The 14,343-nt window shown below is 70.1% G+C and carries 14 protein-coding genes; 12 read left to right on the top strand and 2 right to left on the bottom strand.

The window, feature by feature from the left end:
- Positions 1-23 precede the first annotated feature (23 nt).
- Entirely contained in the window at positions 24-1,355 is a 1,332-nt protein-coding gene (locus tag ACQP2Y_RS14130; RefSeq protein ID WP_433728120.1) for a carbohydrate-binding protein, read from the bottom strand.
- 430 nt (positions 1,356-1,785) lie between these two features.
- Between ACQP2Y_RS14130 and ACQP2Y_RS14125 the strand changes: the two genes are divergently transcribed.
- The 4 genes from ACQP2Y_RS14125 to ACQP2Y_RS14110 all read left to right on the top strand — a co-directional run bounded on the left by ACQP2Y_RS14125 (position 1,786) and on the right by ACQP2Y_RS14110 (position 5,877).
- Entirely contained in the window at positions 1,786-2,529 is a 744-nt protein-coding gene (locus ACQP2Y_RS14125; RefSeq protein ID WP_433728118.1) for a lytic polysaccharide monooxygenase, read from the top strand.
- Positions 2,530-2,617: 88 nt separating this feature from the next.
- Positions 2,618-3,466 carry a molybdate ABC transporter substrate-binding protein gene (gene modA, locus ACQP2Y_RS14120; RefSeq protein WP_433728116.1) on the top strand — a complete coding sequence of 283 codons (849 nt, stop codon included), beginning with the start codon at positions 2,618-2,620 and terminating at the stop codon, positions 3,464-3,466.
- A 29-nt stretch (positions 3,467-3,495) separates the two neighbouring features.
- Positions 3,496-4,947, top strand: a complete 1,452-nt coding sequence (locus ACQP2Y_RS14115; protein WP_433728114.1) for a glycosyl hydrolase family 18 protein — start codon at positions 3,496-3,498, stop codon at positions 4,945-4,947.
- A gap of 69 nt (positions 4,948-5,016) precedes the next feature.
- Complete coding sequence (locus tag ACQP2Y_RS14110) at positions 5,017-5,877, top strand: helix-turn-helix domain-containing protein (protein ID WP_433728112.1); 861 nt, start codon at positions 5,017-5,019, stop codon at positions 5,875-5,877.
- A gap of 12 nt (positions 5,878-5,889) precedes the next feature.
- On the opposite strand, the gene ACQP2Y_RS14105 is transcribed toward ACQP2Y_RS14110, so the two are convergent.
- The gene (locus ACQP2Y_RS14105) at positions 5,890-6,543 is read right to left on the bottom strand and encodes a hypothetical protein (protein ID WP_433728110.1); all 654 of its coding nucleotides are present in this window, start codon (positions 6,541-6,543) and stop codon (positions 5,890-5,892) included.
- 115 nt (positions 6,544-6,658) lie between these two features.
- Between ACQP2Y_RS14105 and ACQP2Y_RS14100 the strand changes: the two genes are divergently transcribed.
- The 8 genes from ACQP2Y_RS14100 to ACQP2Y_RS14065 all read left to right on the top strand — a co-directional run bounded on the left by ACQP2Y_RS14100 (position 6,659) and on the right by ACQP2Y_RS14065 (position 14,342).
- Complete coding sequence (locus ACQP2Y_RS14100) at positions 6,659-8,146, top strand: alpha/beta hydrolase (protein ID WP_433728108.1); 1,488 nt, start codon at positions 6,659-6,661, stop codon at positions 8,144-8,146.
- Between the two features lie 95 nt (positions 8,147-8,241).
- The gene (locus ACQP2Y_RS14095) at positions 8,242-9,138 is read left to right on the top strand and encodes an ABC transporter ATP-binding protein (RefSeq protein ID WP_433728105.1); all 897 of its coding nucleotides are present in this window, start codon (positions 8,242-8,244) and stop codon (positions 9,136-9,138) included.
- Complete coding sequence (locus ACQP2Y_RS14090) at positions 9,135-9,884, top strand: ABC transporter permease (RefSeq protein ID WP_433728103.1); 750 nt, start codon at positions 9,135-9,137, stop codon at positions 9,882-9,884. The genes ACQP2Y_RS14095 and ACQP2Y_RS14090 overlap by 4 nt, the downstream gene beginning before the upstream one ends.
- Before the next feature lie 15 nt (positions 9,885-9,899).
- The gene (locus ACQP2Y_RS14085; RefSeq protein WP_433728101.1) at positions 9,900-11,054 is read left to right on the top strand and encodes a sensor histidine kinase; all 1,155 of its coding nucleotides are present in this window, start codon (positions 9,900-9,902) and stop codon (positions 11,052-11,054) included.
- Positions 11,051-11,704, top strand: coding sequence for a response regulator (locus ACQP2Y_RS14080; protein WP_433728099.1), 654 nt, complete (start codon positions 11,051-11,053; stop codon positions 11,702-11,704). Before ACQP2Y_RS14085 ends, ACQP2Y_RS14080 begins: the two co-directional genes overlap by 4 nt.
- A 141-nt stretch (positions 11,705-11,845) precedes the next feature.
- Positions 11,846-12,778, top strand: coding sequence for an ABC transporter ATP-binding protein (locus ACQP2Y_RS14075; RefSeq protein ID WP_433728096.1), 933 nt, complete (start codon positions 11,846-11,848; stop codon positions 12,776-12,778).
- A 10-nt stretch (positions 12,779-12,788) separates the two neighbouring features.
- Complete coding sequence (locus ACQP2Y_RS14070) at positions 12,789-13,508, top strand: hypothetical protein (RefSeq protein WP_433728093.1); 720 nt, start codon at positions 12,789-12,791, stop codon at positions 13,506-13,508.
- 75 nt (positions 13,509-13,583) lie between these two features.
- Complete coding sequence (locus ACQP2Y_RS14065) at positions 13,584-14,342, top strand: MerR family transcriptional regulator (protein ID WP_433728091.1); 759 nt, start codon at positions 13,584-13,586, stop codon at positions 14,340-14,342.
- The last annotated feature ends 1 nt before the right edge of the window (position 14,343 follow it).

Below are 14,343 nucleotides of genomic sequence, written 5' to 3'. Positions count from 1 at the left end.
CAGGGGGTTGTGTTTCAGGAGGATCAGACGCGCTGCCACAACGCGGGGACGTTGGGCGGTTCCCACCCGGTCATCGCGGTGTGCGCCTGCAGGCACCGGTAGCTCACGCCGGCGTACGAGACCTGCGCCCCGGCCGCGTATCCGGTGCCCGCCTGCCACGTGGTGCCGCCCGGTCCGGGCGGGGCAGTGGTGGTGGCTGTCGGCTGCGGGCCCGGGCTGCCGGAGGTCAGCAGCGTCAGGCCGTACGCGGCCAGGATCGGGTTGACCGGCTGGAAGTACATGACGCCGCCGGAGGTGCAGTTGCCGGACCCACCGGAGGTGACACCCTGCGCCTGGCTGCCGGCCAGCCACGAGCCGCCCGAGTCGCCGGGCTCCGCGCAGGCGTTGGTACGGGTCAGCCCGGAGACCGTGCCTTCGGCGTACGTGACCGAGGCGTTCTTCTGCTGGATCGTGCCGCAGTGCCAGCCGGTAGTGGAGCCGGATCGGCACACGGCGGCGCCCACAGCCGCCTCGGCGGAGCCGGCCACCGCGACCGTGCCGCCGCTGTAGTTGTTGACCAGAGGGCGTGGTGTGTTGCCCGCATCCACCCGTACCCAGGCGTAGTCGCGGCCCGGGAAGGTGGAGCCCTGGAAGGTGCCGGCCGGCTGGCTGGTCCGGGCGCCCGGCCGGCCGCAGTGCCCGGCGGTGACGAAGCCGCCGGTGACCGAGAAGCCGACGGAGCAGCGGCTGCCGCTGCCGATGTAGTACGCGTTGCCCCCGATCACGTCCTGGTACGGGCGCGGGTTCTCCACGCTGGCCTGCACCCGGACGGCGGTGGGGTCGGCGCCGGTGCGCGCGGCGAAGGTGCGTGCGGCGTCGACGCCGTCGGGCCGGGCGAGGATCACGACCGAATTGGTGACCACGTCGACGTACCAGCCGGCCACGGCAGCCGGGGGCTTCGTCCGGTTGAGGCGCTCGGCCACGGCTGTCAGTTGCGCCTCGGTACGCCGTACCCGCACGGGCTGCGCGCCCAGAGCCCGCACCGCCGCCACGGCGGCGTCATCGTTGACGCCGGCCGTGACGGCGGTTCCCCGGGAGGAGACCCACGTGCCCGCGTACCGGGTCCCCAGCGTCTTGCGCAGCACTTCCTCGATCCGGCCGGCCCGCTGGTCGGTGGCCAGGTGCTCGGTGGCCTGCGCCGGGGTGAGCCGCAGGTCGCGTTGCAGTGCGGTGAACATCGCCGGCGCGACGCCCGGCGGCGTCACGTCCGGTCCGGCGCCGCTGGTGCCGGCGTCCGCGGGAACGGTGACAGCGAGGGCCGCGGCGACGGCGGCGCTCAGCAGGGCCGTCAGGACGGCGGCCGGTCGTCGGTTCATGGGGATCTCCTTCGGGGGACGCTCACCGAAATGAAACCTTGCAGTTAACTGTCGTTACATACGTTGTGGCGAACCATAGGGGCGACGTACCACCCGGGTCAATAGCCATTGGTCGATGGCGTTGCGGCCCGTCGCGCCGGCGCTGTCGTGAGCACCTCGAAAAAGACAACGGCACGCTCTGAACAGGTCTTTCGAGAATCCGAGCACCTCGGTGCGACCGCGCCCGACGCGGCCATACCGGCTCTCACCCGCCCGAATCGCACACCCTCGGGACCGCTCCGGAACGGCCCGGCGATGGACTTCACAACGTGGGCATGGTGACTTTCACGTCGTCGGCCACGATCGAAAACTTACTGTTGACAAAGTTAACTGTTAATCGTTCTCATGGATTCCGGTGGATGACGTGATCCCCGAAATCCGAAGGAGCACGATGAACCTCACGAGAAGATCGGCTGCGTTCGCGGCGGCCGCGCTGCTGGGGCCGCTGGCGTCGGTCGTCATGTCGGCCGCCCCGGCCAGCGCGCACGGTTGGGTGACCGATCCGCCCAGCCGGCAGGATCAGTGCGCCACCGGCGCGGTGGCCAACTGCGGCGGCGTGCAGTACGAGCCGCAGAGCGTCGAGGCCCCCAAGGGCGCCCGAACCTGCAGCGGCGGCAGCGGATACACCGCCCTGGACAACGACGGGGCCGGGTGGCGGGTGGCCAGCATCGGTAGCACCGCGTCGTTCACGTGGCGCAACACCGCCGCCCACCGCACCCTCAACTGGCAGTACTACGTCGACGGCCAGCTGCACCAGACGATCAGCGGCAATGCCTCGCAGCCACCGTCCACCGTGTCGCACACCCTGACGAACCTGCCGGCCGGCCGGCACAAGGTCCTCAGCGTGTGGAACATCTACGACACGGTGAACGCCTTCTACTCCTGCATCGACGTGAACGTCGGCGGCGGCACGCCGCCGACCACACCCACCACACCCACCACGCCTCCGACCGGGCCCACAACGCCACCGCCCGCCGGCACCTGCACCACGGCGTGGAGCGCGTCGGCGGTCTACACCAGTGGCGCCGCCGTGTCGCACAACGGGCACAACTGGAGCGCGCGCTGGTGGACGCAGGGCGAGGAACCGGGCGTCGCGGGCCAGTGGGGTGTCTGGCAGGACAAGGGCGCCTGCTGACCGGTCCACCGTATGGCGGCCGCTGGCCCGATAGATGTTCGGCCCGGCGGCCGCCGCGGGCAGCGACGCTCCGCGCGAAGGGAAGACCATGACCGTGCGCCACCAGCTCACCCTCATCGGCACGGCGGTGGTCCTCGCCGCAGCCGGCTGTTCCGCGGGACCGTCCGATGTCGACAACGGGAGACGGTCGGCACCGCGACCGGCGACGGCTTCGCCCAGCACCACCAGCCACCAGCACCATCACGAGGCCGGCCAGGCGGATCCGGCTCGGTCCGGTGAACCCGGCGGCAAGCTTGTCGTGCGTGCCGACGAGCAGCTTCGTACGACGTTCGGCATCCTCGTCGAGAAGTTCGAGGCCGCCTATCCCGGAACCGACGTGCTCGTCGAGTTCGGCCCGAGTGCCCGGCACGCCCAGCACATCGTCGGCGGAGCACCGGCCGACGTCCTGGTCTCCGGCGACCCGGCCGCCACCGAACGAGTCGTCGACGCCGGAGCCGGTGGCAAACCATCGGTAATCGCCCGCAACCCGCTCGTCATCGCGGTGGCGCGACAGGCCGGCCCGGTGAACAGCGTCGCGGACCTGAGCCGTACCGGTGTCCGGGTCGCGGTCTGCGCCGCACGGACCCGGTGTGGAGACGCGGCCCGGTCTCTGCTCGCGGTGCGCCCGACCGTGGCCGTGGCCGACGGACGTGCCGCGGTGGCCGCCGTGCAGAGCGGCACGGCAGACGCGGCCCTGGTGTACCGCACCGACATCGCCGCGACCGAGGCGGACCTGCGCGCCATCGACTTTCCCGCGGCCGTCCAGCACGCCGACCAGTACACCGTCGTACGGCTCGGCAAGGGCGACAACCGCACCGCCGCGGACGCCTTCGCGGCCTTCACACACTCGGCGCTGGCCCAGCGTGTGCTGTCCGACGAGGGCTTCTCCCCGGCGTGATCAAACGGGTACGACAGATCGGAGTTCACATGAGAATCGGCATGCGTCGCGCCCTGTGCGCAGGCGCCGTGATGATGGTCGGAGGCGCAGCCACGATGCTGTCCGTCTCCACCGCCTCGGCCGCGGTTCCCTGCGCATCGCAGTGGAGTGCCGCCGCGGTGTACACGGGTGGGCAGACCGCCTCGTACCAGGGGCACAACTATTCCGCGAAGTGGTGGACCCAGGGCGAGGTCCCGGCGGCCGGCGGGCAATGGGGTGTCTGGGCGGACAAGGGTGAATGCGGCGGTGGCACCGAGCCCTCCACCCCGCCGAGCACACCCTCGACCCCGCCGACCTCGCCGTCGACCCCGCCCACTCCCCCGCCGACCGGCGACAAGTGGGTGGTGGGCTACTTCGCCGAGTGGGGCGTCTACGGCCGTAACTATCACGTCAAGAACATCGACACCTCCGGCTCGGCGGCCAAGGTCTCGCACATCCTGTACGCGTTCGGCAACACCACCGGCGGCCGATGCTCCATCGGTGACTCGTACGCCGACTACGAGAAGGCCTACACCGCGGACCAGTCCGTCGACGGCGTCGCCGACACCTGGGACCAGCCCCTGCGCGGCTCCTTCAACCAGCTCCGCAAGCTCAAGAAGAAGTACCCCCACCTCAAGGTGATCTACTCGATGGGCGGCTGGACCTGGTCCGGCGGTTTCACCCAGGCCGCACAGAACCCCGCGGCGTTCGCCGAGTCCTGCTACAACATGGTCGAGGACCCGCGCTGGGCCGACGTCTTCGACGGCATCGACATCGACTGGGAATACCCGAACGCCTGCGGCCTGACCTGTGACACCAGCGGCCCGGACGCCTTCAACAAGGTGATCACCGCACTACGGGCGAAGTTCGGCCCGAGCAACCTGATCACCGCCGCGATCACCGCGGACGGCAGCAACGGCGGCAAGATCGACGCAGCCGACTACGCCACCGCCGCGCAGAAGCTGGACAAGATCTTCCCGATGACCTACGACTACTTCGGCGCCTGGGCCGCACAGGGCCCGACCGCCCCGCACTCGCCGCTGACCTCCTACCCCGGCGTACCGCAGGAGGGCTTCTGGTCGGACGCGGCGATCCAGAAGCTGAAGAGCAAGGGCATTCCCGCCTCGAAGATCCTGCTCGGCATCGGCCTCTACGGCCGCGGCTGGACCGGTGTCACCCAGAGCACACCCGGGGGTACGGCCACCGGCGCGGCCCCGGGCACTTACGAGGCCGGCATCGAGGACTACAAGGTCCTCAAGAACACCTGCCCCAGCACGGGAACCGTGGCCGGCACCGCCTACGCCAAGTGCGGCAGTAACTGGTGGAGCTACGACACCCCGACCACCATCGCCGGCAAGATGACCTACGCGAAGCAGCAGGGTCTCGGCGGCGCGTTCTTCTGGGAGTTCTCCGGCGACACCAGCAACGGCGAGCTGGTCACCGCCATCAGCGGCAACCTGTAACCAGCGCTGATGCGGGCGGGGAGCCGGACCTATCGGTCTCATGCCGTCCGCGCGGACGGCATGAGACCGATGGATGACATACCGCCCCGGCATGAGGAAGATGTGCCGTTCGCCGTCGGCCCGATCGAACGGATCGGCCTGATGTCCCGAGCGCCGTCGCCTTTCTACGAGCTCGTCCACATCACCGGGGGTGCCGGTGCGCAGGTGGTGAACCGAGACGAGCAGGAGCTGCACCAGCCCCAGGTGTGTGTCGTTACGCCGCGGCAGACCGGACACTGGCGCCAGGTGTCGCGGCTGCAGGGGCACGTCGTCATCTTCACCGACGACTTCCTGCTCACCCACCCGGGCGACCGCGACGCACTCCATCGCCTCGCCCGGGCGCCCGGGCGCCGGCTGACCCTCGAGGAGTCCGGGCGGATCCAGCACCTCATCGCCGAGATGGAACGCGAACATCGTCAGCGCGAGCCCGGCTTCCGCGGCGTCCTCCAGGCCTACCTGCATGTCCTGATCGTCGAGACGGGCAGAGTGCATCGGCAGCGGCCGGAGGCTCGTGCCACTGCGCCGGCTGACACGCTGGCGAAGCGATTCCAGGAGCTGCTCGCCGACCCGGAACTACTCGGAGCCGGCGTGCCGGCCTACGCGACGCGGCTCGGGGTGTCCACCAGCTACCTCAACGACAAAGTGCACCAGACCATGGGGGCGACTCCCGGCCACATCATCCGGCAGGCACGCGCGTCGGAGGCCAAGCGGCTGCTCGCCGACACCGCCCTCCCGGTCGCCCAGGTCGCCGTACGGCTCGGCTTCGCCGACGCCGCCTACTTCTGCCGCTTCTTCCGCCGCGAGGTCGGCGACACCCCGGGCGGCTTCCGCCGACGGGCACGTGCCCCTCACCCCAGCAGCAGATGGACGACCGGGCCGGATGCGACCTGATCCCGACCGCGGTCAGCTCGCCACCGGGTCCAGCCAGCGGTTGTACCGCAGGCGCAGGGCCCGCTCGGTGCTGCCCACCACAGCGCTGATCGTGAGCGCGATGGTCAACCATCCCGGCGCCTCGACGGGTGACTCGAAGACTCCGAACCGGTCGGCCAGCGCAGGAAACCGGGAGATCGCTTCAAGGGTCTGCGGAACGACGAAGAGCAGCGGGACGGCGACCAGAACGACGGCGAGCGTGCCGATCCAGCGGCTGAGCGCGGGGTGCTCGCGATCGAGACGTGCGCGGCGTCCCTCGGCGGAGCGGGGGTCCGGCACGAGTTGCTGCTCGATCCCGTCGGCGGTGACGAAGTGGCATCGCCGGATACCGAACGACGACGTCTCCACCTCGATCTCACCACCTTCGACCGGGAAGACGGCGGGGAGCCTCGCTCGAGGGTGACGCAGTCCGTCGCGGTACAGGTGAGCCTCGGTGTCGCCGTTCTCATTGCTCTTCAGGTGGTTCACGTCGACGGCATAGACCACCGGCCGGCCGGCGCTGCCGTCCACGGGAAGGGAGAACAGGGATCGAGTCAGCAGCTGCCACCAGCGGAATCGCTTCAGTGCGCGCCCGTCCCCGGGTTTGATGCGCTGGATGGCTCGGCGCCTCCGCCATTCGTCGAACATCTCCGCAGTGCAGCCTGTGTTCCAGGAACACAGTCAATGCGGGCTTTGACTGTGTGCCGAGGACATGGTGTCGCATGGGTCGGACTGCAAAGAGGACGAGCGATGGAGGCTGGACATGAGTCGACGGCGTAGCGCTGCCTTGGTGGCAGCGCTCGGTCTGGTCGGTGCGCTGATCACGGTGATGCCGGCCCGAGCGGAGAAGCCCGCGGCGGTGGAACTGAGGTGGGCCGCCTGCCCCGCGGATGTGAACGCGAAAACGGCGCCACTGACGGCCGAGTGCGCGACCGTGCCCGTTCCCCTCGACTACAGCGAACCCGACGGCACGCAGATCTCGCTGCTGGTGTCGCGGATCGCGAGCACCAAGCCGGAGAAGCGGCGCGGCATCCTGCTGTTCAACCCCGGCGGGCCGGGCGGCTCCGGGCTGGACCAGCCGGCGTTCCTGGTCAAGAAGGGCCTGCCGGCGACCGTCATGGACACCTACGACCTGATCGGCATGGACACCCGGGGCGTCGGGCACTCGACGCCGATGAGCTGCGGCCTGACCGAGGAGATCGGCTACTGGGCCAACGTGCCGCCGTACGCGGCGGACGACGTGGCTGTGACCGCGCAGGCGACGATCGCCGAAGCGGTCGCGAAGACGTGCGCCGCGAATGACTCCGGCGCGCGGCTGCAGCACCTCACGACGGCGAATATGGCGCGCGACCTGGACCGGATCCGCGCCGCCCTCGGCGAGCCCAAGGCCAGTTTCTACGGCGCGTCGTACGGTTCGGCGCTGGGCGCGGCCTACGTGTCGCTGTTCCCGGACACCACCGACCGTACGGTGATCGACAGCAACCTCGCCGACACCCACCTCGACCGGGACGGCATACGCCGGTTCGCCCGCGGTGTCGAGGAGACGTTCCCCGACTTCGCGAACTGGGCTGCGGCGCGGCACGCCTCGTACGGCCTGGGCCGCACGCCGACGCAGGTGCGCAAGACCTACTTCGCCATCGCCGAGCGGCTCGACAAGACCCCGGCCACCGACGGGACCACCGGCGCCATCTTCCGGTACCTCACCTTCGCCCACCTCTACGGCGACATCCAGTACGGCAATCTGGCCCGGATCTGGCAGGCGCTGCTGGACCCCGGCGCGACCCGGGCGACCGCCGTGTCACCGGCCGCCCAGGCGGCTCCCCCGGTCGACAACGCGCTGACCGTGTTCCTCGCGGTCACCTGCAACGACGTCAACTGGCCCGAGGACCTGGCGACCTACCGGCGCGGCGTCGCGGAGGACCGCAAGCGGTACCCCATGTTCGGCGCGGCGACCGCCAACATCACCCCGTGCGCGTACTGGAAGCACGAGCCGTCCGAGCCACCCGTCAAGGTCGACAACAGTGGGCCGACCGATGTGCTGATGCTCCAGAACCGGCGCGACCCGGTCACCCCGGCGGTCAACGCCCAGCTGTTGCGCCAGAAGTTCGGTCAGCGGGCCAAGCTGGTGACCGTCGACGACAGCGGGCACGGCGTCTACGTCCTCGGCGGCAACGCCTGCGCGCTGAACCTGACCACCGCCTACCTGGTCGACGGAAAGCTGCCGGCCCGGGACAGCACCTGCCGATCCTGACCGCGTCGCGCGGTGTACCGGGGTACCAAGGGAAGCGCGCAAGTGTCGACCGCGGTACCACGGTCCCGCCGTTACGCGCACCTAGCGTTGTGAGCATGATTCAAGTACGCGAAGTAACCAAGCAGTACGGTGCGAAGACCGTCGTGGACCAGCTGTCGTTCACCGCCAAGCCGGGACAGGTCACCGGCTTCCTCGGACCCAACGGCGCCGGCAAGTCGACCACCATGCGGATGATCGTCGCTCTCGACGCACCGACCTCGGGCGACGTACTGATCAACGGCAAGCCGTACGCGTCGTCGAAAGCGCCCTTGCGCGAGATCGGCGTGCTGCTCGAGGCCAAGGCCATGCACCCCGGCCGCACCGCGGTCAGCCACCTTCTCGCCCTGGCCCGCACGCACGGCATCTCCCGCTCGCGCGTCGACGAGGTGCTCGACCTGGCCGGCCTCTCGGCCGTCGCCCACAAGCGGGTCGGCGCCTTCTCCCTCGGCATGGGTCAACGGCTCGGCATCGCCGCCGCACTGCTCGGCGACCCGGCCGTGGTGATGCTCGACGAGCCGGTCAACGGACTCGACCCCGACGGCGTCCTCTGGGTGCGCAACCTGCTCACCGGCCTGGCGGCCGAGGGCCGCACCGTGATGCTGTCCTCGCACCTGATGAGCGAGGTGTCGCTGATCGCGGATCACCTGGTCATCATCGGCCGGGGCAGACTGCTGGCCGACACCACCGTGGCCGACTTCGTGACCGCCGAAGGCGTCCGGGTCGTCACCGCGGCCCCCGACGCGCTGCGCACGGTGATCGCCGGCCCGGGCGTCACCGTCACGTCGACCGGCGCGGAGGAACTGCTCGTCGCCGGCACCACCGCCCGCGCGATCGGACTGGCTGCGGCCACCCGTGGAATTCCGCTGTTCGAGCTCACCCCGCAGAACGCCTCACTCGAAGAGGCGTTCATGGACCTGACCCACCACGCTGTCGAATACGAGGCCACCCGATGAAGATCACCCCCGGTGGCGTCGTCGCCGCCGAATGGACCAAGTTCTCCTCCCTGCGCTCCACCTGGATCACCACCGGCATCTCGGCCGTGCTCCTGATCGCGTTCGGCATGATCGCCTCGGCGTCCTTTGCCGGCGACAGCCTGTCGGCCGTCGATCTGGCCCTGTCCGGCAGCACCCTGGCCGGCCTCACCGTCGGAGTGCTGGGCGCGCTGCTGGGGGCCGGCGAATACACCACAGGCATGATCCGGGCGACCCTCGCCGCGGTGCCGCACCGGCTGCCGGTGCTGTGGTCGAAGAGCCTGGTGGCCGGGGCCGCCGCACTGGTGACGATGACTGCCGGCGCCTTCGCCGCTTTCGCGCTGGGGTCGGCCGTACTCAACGACGAGGTCGGCAGTGTTGGCCTCGGCGACGACGGCGTGCTGCGCGCTCTGCTCGGCGCCGGCCTCTATCTGGGCCTGGTCGCGGTGCTCGGCGTCGCGCTCGGCATGCTCGTCCGTTCCAGCGCCGGCGCCATCGCGATCCTGGCCGGCCTCCTGCTGATCGTGCCCGGTCTGGCCGCGCTGCTGCCGGATCGGATCTCCGAGACGATCACCCCTTACCTGCCCAGCAACGCCGGCAGCGCGGTCATGGCGCTGACCCCGGGGGAGAACACCCTGGCGCCGTGGATCGGTCTCGCAGTCTTCGCAGGCTACGTCGTGGTGGCCCTCGCCGCCGCGGCACTCCGGCTCAAGAAGACCGACGCGTGAGGGGACAATGGCCTGATGAGCGCGCAGGGATGGCTGGTGGACCGGCAGGGACGGCTGCGGACTTTCCACCACCGCCGGCCCTGGGTCATGGACACCTTCGTGGCCGTCCCGATCGTGCTCTTCAGCATCCCGAACCTGATCGAGAAGCCCCTCTCGGCCACGATCGCGACCCTGCTGCTGCTGCCGCCGCTGTACTGGCGGCGACGGTACCCCTTCCCCGCGTTCCTGGTCACCGCGGCCACCGACCTGATCGAGGGATGGTTGGACGCCGGCGTGGGCGCCGGGGTGATCCTGCTGGTGATGCTGTTCGGGGTCGCCTCCCGGGGGGCGTGGCGGTCGCTCGCCTGGGCCTCCGGGATCACCGTCGCGCTGCTGGCCGCCGAGATCTATCTGTTCGGACCGGTGGTGGAGAACCGCGCCTTCACGTCGGTGCTGGCGCTCGGCATGTCGGTGGCCGCGGTCGCGTCCGGCGTCGCGGTGCGCACCCGCCGGGCGTATCTCGTTGCTCTGGAGGACCGGGCCGCCCGTCTGGAGATCGAGCGTGACCAGCGGGCCCGCCTCGCCGTCGCCGACGAGCGGGCCCGGGTGGCCCGCGAGATGCACGACATCGTCGGCCACCACGTGTCGGTGATCATCGGCCTGGCCGACGGCGGAGTCACGCTCGCGAGATCGCGCGACGAACAGACCGCCGAACCACTGCAACTGATCGGCGAGACCGGCCGGCAGGCGCTCGCCGAGCTGCGGCGGGTGCTGGGCGTGCTGCGCGGGGAGGACGCGGATGCGCGGCTGAGCCCGCAGCCCGGCATCGATGACCTCGACCGGCTGCTGCCCAGCGTACGGGCCGCGGGCCTGCCGGTCACCTACTCCACCGCGGGCGAGCTGCGCACCCTCGGCCGGGGCGTGCAGCTCGCGGTCTATCGCATCGTGCAGGAAGCGCTCACCAACACCCTCAAACACGCGGGGCGCGGTGCGACCGCGGACGTCACGCTGGCTGCCTGCGACGGAGAGGTACGCGTACGCGTACGGGACAACGGCCGCGGCGGACCCGCCGCCCCGAGCCACGGCCTGCTCGGCATGCGTGAACGCGCGGCCATGTACGGCGGGGTGGTGGACGCCGGCCCGGCCGAGCGGGGCTGGCTCGTCGACGTCGTCCTCAAGGAGCCCGCATGACCACCGTGCTGATCGCCGACGACCAGCCGTTGCAGCGCATGGGCTTCAAGATGCTGCTCGACGGCACCCCCGGCATGGTCGTGGTCGGCGAGGCCGCCACCGGCGCGGAGGCGGTGCGGATGGTCGAGCAGGCCCGCCCCGACGTGGTGCTGATGGACGTGCGCATGCCGGGCGTGGACGGCATAGAGGCCACCCGCCGGATCACCGCGGCCGGCTCCCGCACCCGCGTGCTGATCCTGACCACCTTCGACCTCGACGAGTACGTCTACGCCGGACTGCGGGCCGGGGCGAGCGGCTTCCTGCTCAAGGACGCCCGTCCGGAAGAGCTCATCGCCGGCATCCGAGCCGTCGCCGGCGGGGAGTCGGTGGTGGCGCCCAGTCTGACCCGCAAGCTCATGACCGCTTATCTGCAGGATGCGGCGCCAGTCAAGCTGGACAGCCGGCTGGCCACGCTGAGCGAGCGGGAGCGCGAAGTCCTCGAGGCGATCGGCCAGGGTGCCACGAACACCGAGATCGCCGAACGCTTCATCCTGACCGAGTCAACCGTGAAGAAGCACGTCGGACGCGTACTGGCCAAGATCGGAGCGCGCGACCGGATCCAGGCGGTGATCTTCGCGTACGACAACGGCCTGGTCCAACCCCGCGCCTGAGCCCTTCGCCTGGTCGGAGCCCGCTCCTACATCGCAGCAATGTGAGCCTGCCGACTGCTGTCTTGACTGTGTTCCGACGACACGGTCTCCACTGGTGCAAGCCCAGATCACCAACGACTATGCAGTGGAGGTAGGACATACATGGGGCACGCGGAGAAGACATCCGGCGCACCGTCCCGACCCGTCATCGAAGTGGACCGGTTGAATGTCTCGTACGGCGACTTCCACGCCGTCAAGGATCTGACCTTCCGGGTCGAGCAAGGCGAGCTGTACGCACTGCTCGGCACCAATGGAGCGGGCAAGACCTCGGCGCTGGAGGTCATCGAGGGGCATCGGAGGGCGTCGTCGGGCGTCGTACAGGTCTTCGGCGAGAGTCCGGCGGACCGGCGGGCGGTCCGACCGCGGATGGGGATCATGCTGCAGGAGAGCGGGTTCTCCGCCGACCTCACCGTCGCGGAGTCCGTACGGCTGATCGGCCGGCTGTCCGGCCGCTCCGATTCGGTCGACCGCGTCCTGGGCATCGTCGATCTCACACGTAAGGCCGCGACCAGGGTCGGGCAACTGTCCGGCGGCGAGAAGAGGCGACTCGACTTCGCCACCGCCGTCTACGGGCGACCGGAGCTGATCGTCCTGGACGAGCCCACCACGGGGCTGGACATCCAGTCCCGGGATGCCCTGTGGGAGGCCGTGGAGGAACTGCGCGGCAACGGTTCGACCGTCATCCTGACGACGCACTATCTCGAAGAGGCGCAGCAGCACGCCGACCGCATCGGGCTCATGCACCGGGGCACTCTCCGCAGTCAGGGAACGGTGCCCGAGCTGACCCGGACGCTGCCGGCAGCGATCCAGTTCTCGCTCTCCCCCGGCGCTCCCGTGCCGCCCGTCGGCGCCGTCCAGCCGGCCGGTCCGGCGTACCAGATCGAGACGTTCGAACTGCAAGCGGACCTCAAGCGGCTGCTCGACTGGGCGGAGCTGCACGACGTCGACCTGCACGGCCTCTCCGCCGCGCCGACCCGGCTGGACGACGTCTTCCGCGCCATCGAGACCGACCCGGTCCCCACCCCGACACGCTGAAGGCAACGACATGCTCCCCATCGCGTACAGCGAATTCGCCCAGATCTTCCGCAACCGCGCCGTGCTGATCTCCAACCTCATCATGCCGTTGGCGGCCGGCGCCTTCTTCATCTACCGCCGCGACACGTTCGCTCAGATCGGCAGCCTGGGTTACATCGCCGCTGTCCTCGTCTTCACCGTCGGCGCGTTCAGCCTCTACACCACGGCGGTGACCACCCTGTCCGCGCGCCGGCAGGACCTGTTCCTCAAGCGGCTGCGCTCCACCGCCGCCGGCGACGCGGCGATCCTGTCCGGCCTGACCCTGCCGGTCGCCTTCACCGCCCTGGTCCAGGTAGTGGCCATCCTCGGGGTCTTCGCCGTGGTGAGCGGCCGCCCGGCCAACGTCGCGCTGCTGGCCGTGGCCATCCTGGCGACCTTCGTCATGATGCTCGCCCTGGCGCTGGCCACCGCCGGCCTGACCGGCTCGCCCGAGCAGGCTCAGGTCACCACCCTGCCGATCAGCCTGGTGACCATCGCCGTGGCCAGCTGGGTCGGCATCACCGGCACAGAGAGCCTCACCCTGCTCAAGCGGCTGCTGCCCGGCGGGTCGGCCACCGAACTGATCGTGAACACCTGGAACGGCGGCGTGCCGCTGGCGGATTCGCTGCCGCTGCTGGCTCCGACGCTCGGCTGGGTCGTCGTGGCGATCGTGCTCGCGCTGCGGCTGTTCCGGTGGGAACCCCGCCGGTGACCGCCTCAGCACCTACCGTATCGATCGGATCTCATGTGTTAGCGTCGCCATGAGGACTGATCGAGGGGGCCGGACGTGGCCTGGAGCACCCGGGAACTTGCCGATCTCGCCGGCACCACGGTGAACACCATCCGGCACTACCACCGCCTCGGTCTGCTCGAAGAGCCGGACCGCCGGTACAACGGCTACAAGCAGTACGGCGTACCGCATCTGGTCTGCCTGCTGCGTATCCGGCGGCTGGTGGAGCTCGGGGTTCCCCTGTCCGAGATCGGCGTGGCCAGGACCGTCGGTGACGTGCCCCCGGAGGTTCTGCGCCAGGTCGACGCGCAACTCGCCAGTGAGATCGAGCGCCTGAGCAAGGCCCGCTCCGACATCGCCGTGATCCTCCGCGACGGAGCGCCGGCCGATGGCCCGGCGGGCTTCGAGTCGGTCGCGCCACGCCTGTCCGAAGCCGATACCTCGCTCATCCACGTCTACACCCGGCTGTACGACGAGGACGCCATGAAGGACCTGCAGCGCATGGCGGAGAACGACAACGATCCCGTCAGCGCGGAGATGGACGCCCTGCCCCCGGACGCGGACGAGGCCACCCGGCAGGACGTCGCCGAACGGCTCGCACCGGTCATCGCCCAGAACCTCACCGACTACCCGTGGCTGAACGATCCGGGCGCGCACCTCATCAAGAGCGAGAACGTCACCATGCAGACGTTCATCGACTCCGTGGTCGCGCTCTACAACCCGGCGCAGATCGACGTGCTCACCCGGGCCAGCCTGCTCGCGCACCAGCGCCTGCGGCCCACGTCCGAGGCCGGCGACGACACCAACCCCGAGTGAC

This window comes from Actinoplanes sp. CA-051413 (assembly GCF_050955795.1).
Lineage (GTDB): Bacteria > Actinomycetota > Actinomycetes > Mycobacteriales > Micromonosporaceae > Actinoplanes.
This window is presented reverse-complemented; position numbering and strand designations above follow the sequence as displayed.

What these genes read in the sequence shown, in the direction of transcription:
- ACQP2Y_RS14130 (WP_433728120.1), bottom strand. Translation starts at nt 1,355, where the DNA reads ATGAACCGACGACCGGCCGCCGTCCTGACGGCCCTGCTGAGCGCCGCC.
- ACQP2Y_RS14125 (WP_433728118.1), top strand. Translation starts at nt 1,786, where the DNA reads ATGAACCTCACGAGAAGATCGGCTGCGTTCGCGGCGGCCGCGCTGCTG.
- modA (WP_433728116.1), top strand. Translation starts at nt 2,618, where the DNA reads ATGACCGTGCGCCACCAGCTCACCCTCATCGGCACGGCGGTGGTCCTC.
- ACQP2Y_RS14115 (WP_433728114.1), top strand. Translation starts at nt 3,496, where the DNA reads ATGAGAATCGGCATGCGTCGCGCCCTGTGCGCAGGCGCCGTGATGATG.
- ACQP2Y_RS14110 (WP_433728112.1), top strand. Translation starts at nt 5,017, where the DNA reads ATGGATGACATACCGCCCCGGCATGAGGAAGATGTGCCGTTCGCCGTC.
- ACQP2Y_RS14105 (WP_433728110.1), bottom strand. Translation starts at nt 6,543, where the DNA reads ATGTTCGACGAATGGCGGAGGCGCCGAGCCATCCAGCGCATCAAACCC.
- ACQP2Y_RS14100 (WP_433728108.1), top strand. Translation starts at nt 6,659, where the DNA reads ATGAGTCGACGGCGTAGCGCTGCCTTGGTGGCAGCGCTCGGTCTGGTC.
- ACQP2Y_RS14095 (WP_433728105.1), top strand. Translation starts at nt 8,242, where the DNA reads ATGATTCAAGTACGCGAAGTAACCAAGCAGTACGGTGCGAAGACCGTC.
- ACQP2Y_RS14090 (WP_433728103.1), top strand. Translation starts at nt 9,135, where the DNA reads ATGAAGATCACCCCCGGTGGCGTCGTCGCCGCCGAATGGACCAAGTTC.
- ACQP2Y_RS14085 (WP_433728101.1), top strand. Translation starts at nt 9,900, where the DNA reads ATGAGCGCGCAGGGATGGCTGGTGGACCGGCAGGGACGGCTGCGGACT.
- ACQP2Y_RS14080 (WP_433728099.1), top strand. Translation starts at nt 11,051, where the DNA reads ATGACCACCGTGCTGATCGCCGACGACCAGCCGTTGCAGCGCATGGGC.
- ACQP2Y_RS14075 (WP_433728096.1), top strand. Translation starts at nt 11,846, where the DNA reads ATGGGGCACGCGGAGAAGACATCCGGCGCACCGTCCCGACCCGTCATC.
- ACQP2Y_RS14070 (WP_433728093.1), top strand. Translation starts at nt 12,789, where the DNA reads ATGCTCCCCATCGCGTACAGCGAATTCGCCCAGATCTTCCGCAACCGC.